The following is a 5,716-nucleotide window of genomic DNA, read 5'->3' as shown; positions in this document are numbered from 1 at the left end:
GCCCGCCCGCGGCGCCACCCGAGGGCGCGGCGGCGCGCGGCACCAGGCCCTCCACCGCGACGTCCAGCACCGCGGCGGCGCCCGGCGGCACGGGCTCGGACTCCAGCGACAGGCGGTACAACGTGGGCTCCGGCCGCTCCAGCGTGACGGGCCGGCCGCCCAGCTTCGCGTCCGACAGCGTCAACCGGCGGCCCTGCGCGTTGGGCGTCAGCCGCAGGTACAGCTCGGTGAGGGGGTGCTTCCGGGCCAGCACCTCCACCTGCACCCGGCCCTTCACCCCACGGGCCTCCGGGTCCACCTCCAACTGCACGCGGTAGAGCGGCAGCTCCTCCAGGGGCCCCAGCGCCTTCGCGGCCCGCTCACGCTCGGCGGGCTTCAGGTGCTGGAGGCACAGCTGCACCTCGGGTGAAACCAGGGGCTCCGCGGGCGCGTTGCCCCACGCCGGCGTCCCGGAGAGCACACACCACAGCAGGCACCCATGGAGGAAGGTCCGCATGCGGCCATGCTAATTGACCCGGGTCACCCCTGCTCATCTACCCTGGACCTCCCATGCATTCTCGAACGCTCGTCCTGGCCGCCGCTCTGGGGCTGATGGCCTGTGCGCGGCAGGTGCCCGCCTCGGCCACGCCCACCTCCACGTCGACCGAGCCCCGCGCCGTTCGGCTCCTGCTGGACACGCCCGCCCGGGAGACGCACACGCTGACCCAACTGCGCGAAGACGTGGAGGTGGACGCCACGGAGGGTGAGCGCACGCCGCGCGTCGTCGCCACCGGCCAGACGCCCACGCTGAGCCTGGACGGGCACCGGGCCCGCCTCTACGGCGACGCGAAGGGCACGCTCGGTATCTCCGTGGACAACTTCCTGCTGCTGGAGGTGCTGGACGCGCGTGGACAGGTGACCCGGCGCGCCACCGTGGGCTTCACCGAGGCGGTCCACATGGGCCGGGAGTTGGTGGACAGCGTGGGGCGCCGCGCCTTCACCTTCGAAGCGGGCGAGGTGGACATCACCCACCTGCTGCCCGACGCCGCCCCCTTCCAGGTCCGCGCGACCGCGCTGGACACCTGGGGCGTGGGACGGGTGAGCGACGTGTACCTCCTGCTCGCCCCGGACAGCCGCGCCGACAACGACGACCTGCGCGACCAGTAGCCCCCGTGGCGCCGTCCCGCCCACGTCGAGGGCGGGACGCTTCACCGCCGCGTCAGAAGCGCAGCGCTCCGGCGGGCGCGGGCGCCTGAAGCCCCGCGCCTCCACCGCGCACCGAGCGGATGCCGCCCAGCACCGCGTCACACCCGGCCGGACCGCATACGTCCGTGGGGCTCAGCGGGCTGGCGCCACCGCCCTGCGTCGCCATCACCGCGCCCACCGTGCCGGCGGCCACCACCGCGCCAATGCCGGCCCACACGTACCAGCGGCCGTACCACGGCTTGGAGCCCTCCACCTCGGGCGTCTCCGGTTCCTCCGCGAACGACAGGCCCGGGGCCGGCGCGTCGTCGGGGTCCAGCCCGGAGGACGGCTCCAACACCGGGCTCTTCGGCACGTCGGCGGTGGCCACGGACGTGTCCAGCAGGGGCCGCAGGTGGCCCGTCACCTCGTAGCTCCGCCCCGCGAACACGGTGATGTTGTGCACGTCCGGCTTGAAGCCCGGGGCCCGGAACTCAACCTCGCGCGAGCCCGGGCGCAGCAGCACGTTGGCCTGCGGCACGGCGCCCACCTTCTGCCCATCCACCAGCACCACCGCGTCCGCCACGTCCGCCGTCAGCGTGGCGAAGCCCATGGTGGCGTCCATGGACACCAGCACCTCCGCCTGCGTGCCCGCCTTCACGTCGATGCGCCGCGTGAAGTCGGCGTAACCCACCCGGCGCACCACCAGGTGATGCTCGCCCGGGCGGACCTCCACCGGCACGATGGCCGAGGAGAGGACGCCGAACTCCTTCCCATCCACGAACAGCTTCGCGCCGCGCACGTTGCCCGTCATGCGGACGAGCACCTCCGTCTTCACGGGCGTCAGCGGCGCCAGCAGCAGGTCGTCCTGGACCGCGGGCTTCTTCTTCTTCCCCCTCGCGGGCGCCTTCGCGCGCGGGGGCTTCCGGGTGGGCGCCTTCGCGGGCTTCTTCTTCTTCACCACCTTGGGCTTGCCCACCTTGGGCTTCGACGGCGTGGTGAGCGGCGCCAGGAAGTCATCCTGCGCGAGCGCGGCCGAAGGGGCGGCCAGGACAGTCACCAGGGCGAAGACGACGATGCGGTGGAGGCTCATGACGAACCGAAGGTTAGAGAGTCATCCCAAGGGAATCAAACAGAGTCCCAGGGCCTTGTGGATTGGGAGAATATCCGTCCCCCATGCACCGCGTCCTGCCCACCCTGGCCCTCCACCTCAGCGTCCTCTCCCTCACAGCCTGCACCGCGAAGGCGCCGCCCAGGACCGTGCCCGTGCCACCCGCGCCGCCCGCGGTGAAGATTCCCGCCGGCTGCGAGCAGAACCAGGGCGGCGAGTACCACCACGCGGGGAACCCCGCCTTCCGGTACTACGGCGACGATGACGGCGGCACACTCTCCTTCGCCGTCGTCCGCGCACATGACTCGGAAGCGGTAGACGCCCCGGACGCGGGCTCGCCGTCCATCGTCCTGCGGCGCACCCCCGCGGGCTTCGTGGGCGAAACGCGCGCCACCGGCTTCTCCGGCGCCGGGACGCCCTGCCCCGTCACCTTTCCGACAGAGGTGGTGCGGTGCACGGACGCGGGCCTGACGCTGCGCTCGGCGACCAGCACCTCCATCGACGAGGACTGCCGCACGGCCCCCACGGGCGCCCCCAGCGTGCGGATGGAGCAGGTGCTGCTGCGGGGCCCGCCGGACGCGGGCAGCTCGCCGGACGCGGGCACGTAGAAACGCGAAAGGGGTGAGGCGGCGCGGTGCCAGCCTCACCCCCGTCTTCCCGAAGGAAGGACGCCGCTCAGGCCGCGCGGCGGGGCTGCTCGTCGGGGGTGTCCACCGCGGGGGTGGACTCCACCAGCTTCATCCGGCCGGACAGGCCCTGCAGCAGGCTGGAGCTGCCCACGTACAGGAAGCCCGCCAGGAACAGGACGATGAAGGGCACCGACGTGTAGATGCGCGCGTCGATGGCGAACCACAGCGCGCCGGTGAAGTACGCGGCGAACAGCAGCTCCACCAGCGGCAGCAGCGTCTTGCTGCCCCGGTACGCCTTCTTGATGGTGACGGCCTTCTTGCCCTCGGCGCCCGTCTTCGGCGTGCGCGCGAAGCCGGACTGCTGGTTGAGCAGCGCCTCCGCCACGGCCTTGGCGTTGCTGATGGCCAGGCCGATGCCCAGGCTCATGAGGAAGGGCAGGTACTTCACCCGCTCCCACCCCTTGGCGCCGCGCTCACGCTGCGCCGCCACGTAGAAGAAGCAGACGCTGGCGGTGGCCGTGAGGAAGAAGGGCAGGTCCAGAAAGAGCGTGCCGTACAGGCCGTGCTGGAAGCGCACCACCATGCTGATGGGCATCAGCACCGACAGCAGCACCATCAACAGGTAGGCCATGTTGTTGGTGAGGTGGAAGAAGGCCTCGCGCTTCACCAGCAGCGGCAGGTCGCTCTTGAGGATGGTGGGCAGCAGCTTCTTCGCCGTCTGGATGGAGCCCTTGGCCCAGCGGTGCTGCTGGCTCTTGAAGGCGTTCATGTCCACCGGCACCTCGGCCGGGGAGATGACCTCTGGGAGGAACACGAACTGCCAGCCCTTGAGCTGGGCGCGGTAGCTCAGGTCCAGATCCTCGGTGAGCGTGTCGTGCTGCCAGCCGCCCGCGTCGGAAATCGTGTCACGGCGCCAGATGCCCGCGGTGCCGTTGAAGTTGAAGAAGCAGCCAGAGCGGTTGCGGGCGGTGTGCTCGATGATGAAGTGCCCGTCCAGGAAGATGCTCTGGGCCTGCGTCAGCAGGGAGAACTCGCGGTTGAGGTGGCCCCAGCGCACCTGCACCATGCCCACCTTGTCGTCCGAGAAGAACGGCACGGTGCGCGTCAGGAAGTCCGGGCTGGGCACGAAGTCCGCGTCGAACACCGCCACGAACTGGCCCTTCGCCAGCTTCAGGCCGTTCTCCAGCGCCCCCGCCTTGAAGCCCTGGCGGTTGGTGCGGTGGATGTAGACGATGTCGTGGCCCTTCAGGCGCTGGCGATCCACGCACGCACGGGCGATGCCGCACGTCTCGTCCGTCGAATCGTCCAGGACCTGGATTTCGAGCAGGTCGCGCGGGTAGTCGATGCGGCACACCGACTCCACCAGGCGCTCCACCACGTACATCTCGTTGAAGATGGGGAGCTGGATGGTGACCTTGGGCAACGACTCCAGCGCGCCCTTCGGCGTCGGCAGCTTGAACTTGTGCCGGTAGTACAGGAACGCCATTCGGTACCTGTGCGAGCCGTAGACTCCAAGCACGCCCAGGAGACTGAAATAAACGCCCAGAAAGATGATCTCGACGGTGGTCATCGGTGACGCTCAACCCCTGCCACAGCCCAGAGGGCCTGCGGTCCTTCCGTGCGGGTCGGCCCGGCTGATTCCGTCTCGCGCGTACCGCCGCGAGATGGGTCGTCCAAGCCCCCACATCGTATGTACCCGAAATGACAAGGTTTTGACCTTCGGGGAGTGATCGGCGCCGGACAATAGGAACGCGTTCAAGGCCGTGTCAAACTATTCCCCGGAATTGAACGTTCCGTTCACGGGCACCTGACACCCTGCGTCACTCCTATCACACCCAGCTTGTGGCCCTGGCGCCGGGGTTGAAACAACGCCAGGGGTTGACCGACCTGAGGGGTCAGCTCACGGCCAGGAGCGGCGCGGCCCGGTCCGGCGAGGTCTCCACGGCGGGGGCCTCCAGGATTCCGGCCTCATCGCGGGTGGCGAGCGCCAGGATGCGCTCCGTCAGCGCGGCGAAGTCCAGTCCGGCCCTGGCGGCGATTTTCGGCAGCAGGCTGGTGGGGGTGAAGCCCGGCAGCGTGTTCACCTCCAGCACCACGTCGTTCTCCGTGTCCGAGCACAGCAGGTCCACTCGCGCCTGCCCGCGGCAGCCCAGCGCGCGGTAGGCCGCCAGCGCCAGGGCCTCCACGTTGGCCACGCGCGTGGGGGACAGCCGGGGTGGGCAGAAGTACGCGGCCCCGCCCTTGTACTTGGCGTCGAAGTCGAAGCCCTCGCGCGGCGTGGCCACCTCGCAGCTTCCCAGCACCTGGCCGCCGAGGAGGCCCACCGTGACTTCACGGCCCGCCACATAGCGCTCCACCAGGGCCTCGCCGCCGAACCGGCTGGCCTGCGCCACCGCGGACGCCAGCGCCTCCGGCTCACGCACCACGGCCAGCCCCACCGACGAGCCGCCGCACGCGGGCTTCACCACGCACGGGAAGCCCAGGTCGCCGTGCAGGGCCAGGGCGCGCCACGCGTCCTCGCGCGCCACCGTGTAGCCCTGGGGCGTGGCCAGGTTGTGCAGGCGGAAGAGCCGCTTGGCGAAGGGCTTGTTCATGGCCAGCGCCGACGCCAGCACGCCCGAGCCCGTGTACGGCAACTCCAGCAGCTCCAGCAGGCCCTGCACCCGGCCGTCCTCGCCCATGCGCCCGTGGAGCGCGACGAAGGCCACGTCCAGCTCGGCCGCGCGCAGTGCCCGGTCCAGGCCCGGCCCCGCGAAGATGCGAGTCACCTGATGGCCTCGGGACTCGAGCGCCGCCACCACGGCCTCTCCCGTCT

The 5,716-nt window shown here is 70.7% G+C and carries 5 protein-coding genes and 1 pseudogene; 2 read left to right on the top strand and 4 right to left on the bottom strand.

Translation table 11 applies throughout. From position 1 onward, the window contains the following. Nucleotides 1–496 (bottom strand): annotated as a pseudogene (locus tag G4D87_RS32590) (M1 family aminopeptidase); the annotation flags it as partial. Between the two features lie 53 nt (nt 497–549). Between G4D87_RS32590 and G4D87_RS32585 the strand changes: the two are divergent. Then, on the top strand, nt 550–1,146 hold the full coding sequence (locus G4D87_RS32585) for a hypothetical protein (RefSeq protein WP_163786587.1): 597 nt from the start codon (nt 550–552) through the stop codon (nt 1,144–1,146). A 52-nt stretch (nt 1,147–1,198) separates the two neighbouring features. Here G4D87_RS32585 and G4D87_RS32580 read toward each other — a convergent pair whose 3' ends face one another. Beyond that, complete coding sequence (locus tag G4D87_RS32580; RefSeq protein WP_163786586.1) at nt 1,199–2,254, bottom strand: PEGA domain-containing protein; 1,056 nt, start codon at nt 2,252–2,254, stop codon at nt 1,199–1,201. Between the two features lie 83 nt (nt 2,255–2,337). On the opposite strand from G4D87_RS32580, the gene G4D87_RS32575 reads away from it, so the two are divergent. Then, entirely contained in the window at nt 2,338–2,880 is a 543-nt protein-coding gene (locus G4D87_RS32575) for a hypothetical protein (RefSeq protein WP_205507802.1), read from the top strand. Nucleotides 2,881–2,947: 67 nt separating this feature from the next. Here the strand turns inward: G4D87_RS32575 and G4D87_RS32570 are convergent, their stop codons facing one another. Both G4D87_RS32570 and G4D87_RS32565 read right to left on the bottom strand, forming a co-directional pair. Then, the gene (locus tag G4D87_RS32570; RefSeq protein ID WP_163786584.1) at nt 2,948–4,471 is read right to left on the bottom strand and encodes a cellulose synthase family protein; all 1,524 of its coding nucleotides are present in this window, start codon (nt 4,469–4,471) and stop codon (nt 2,948–2,950) included. 325 nt (nt 4,472–4,796) lie between these two features. Next, a partial coding sequence (locus G4D87_RS32565) for a D-alanine--D-alanine ligase (protein ID WP_163786583.1) occupies nt 4,797–5,716 on the bottom strand: 920 nt, incomplete at its 5' end.

Origin of the sequence: Myxococcus vastator (assembly GCF_010894475.1) — a bacterium.
Classification (GTDB): Bacteria; Myxococcota; Myxococcia; order Myxococcales; family Myxococcaceae; genus Myxococcus; species Myxococcus vastator.
The sequence above is the reverse complement of the archived record's forward strand: the minus strand, read 5'-3'. Positions and strand labels throughout refer to the sequence as shown.

Coding starts and splice junctions, on each gene's coding strand:
- G4D87_RS32580 (WP_163786586.1), bottom strand. CDS start 2,254: ATGAGCCTCCACCGCATCGTCGTCTTCGCCCTGGTGACTGTCCTGGCC.
- G4D87_RS32585 (WP_163786587.1), top strand. CDS start 550: ATGCATTCTCGAACGCTCGTCCTGGCCGCCGCTCTGGGGCTGATGGCC.
- G4D87_RS32575 (WP_205507802.1), top strand. CDS start 2,338: ATGCACCGCGTCCTGCCCACCCTGGCCCTCCACCTCAGCGTCCTCTCC.
- G4D87_RS32570 (WP_163786584.1), bottom strand. CDS start 4,471: ATGACCACCGTCGAGATCATCTTTCTGGGCGTTTATTTCAGTCTCCTG.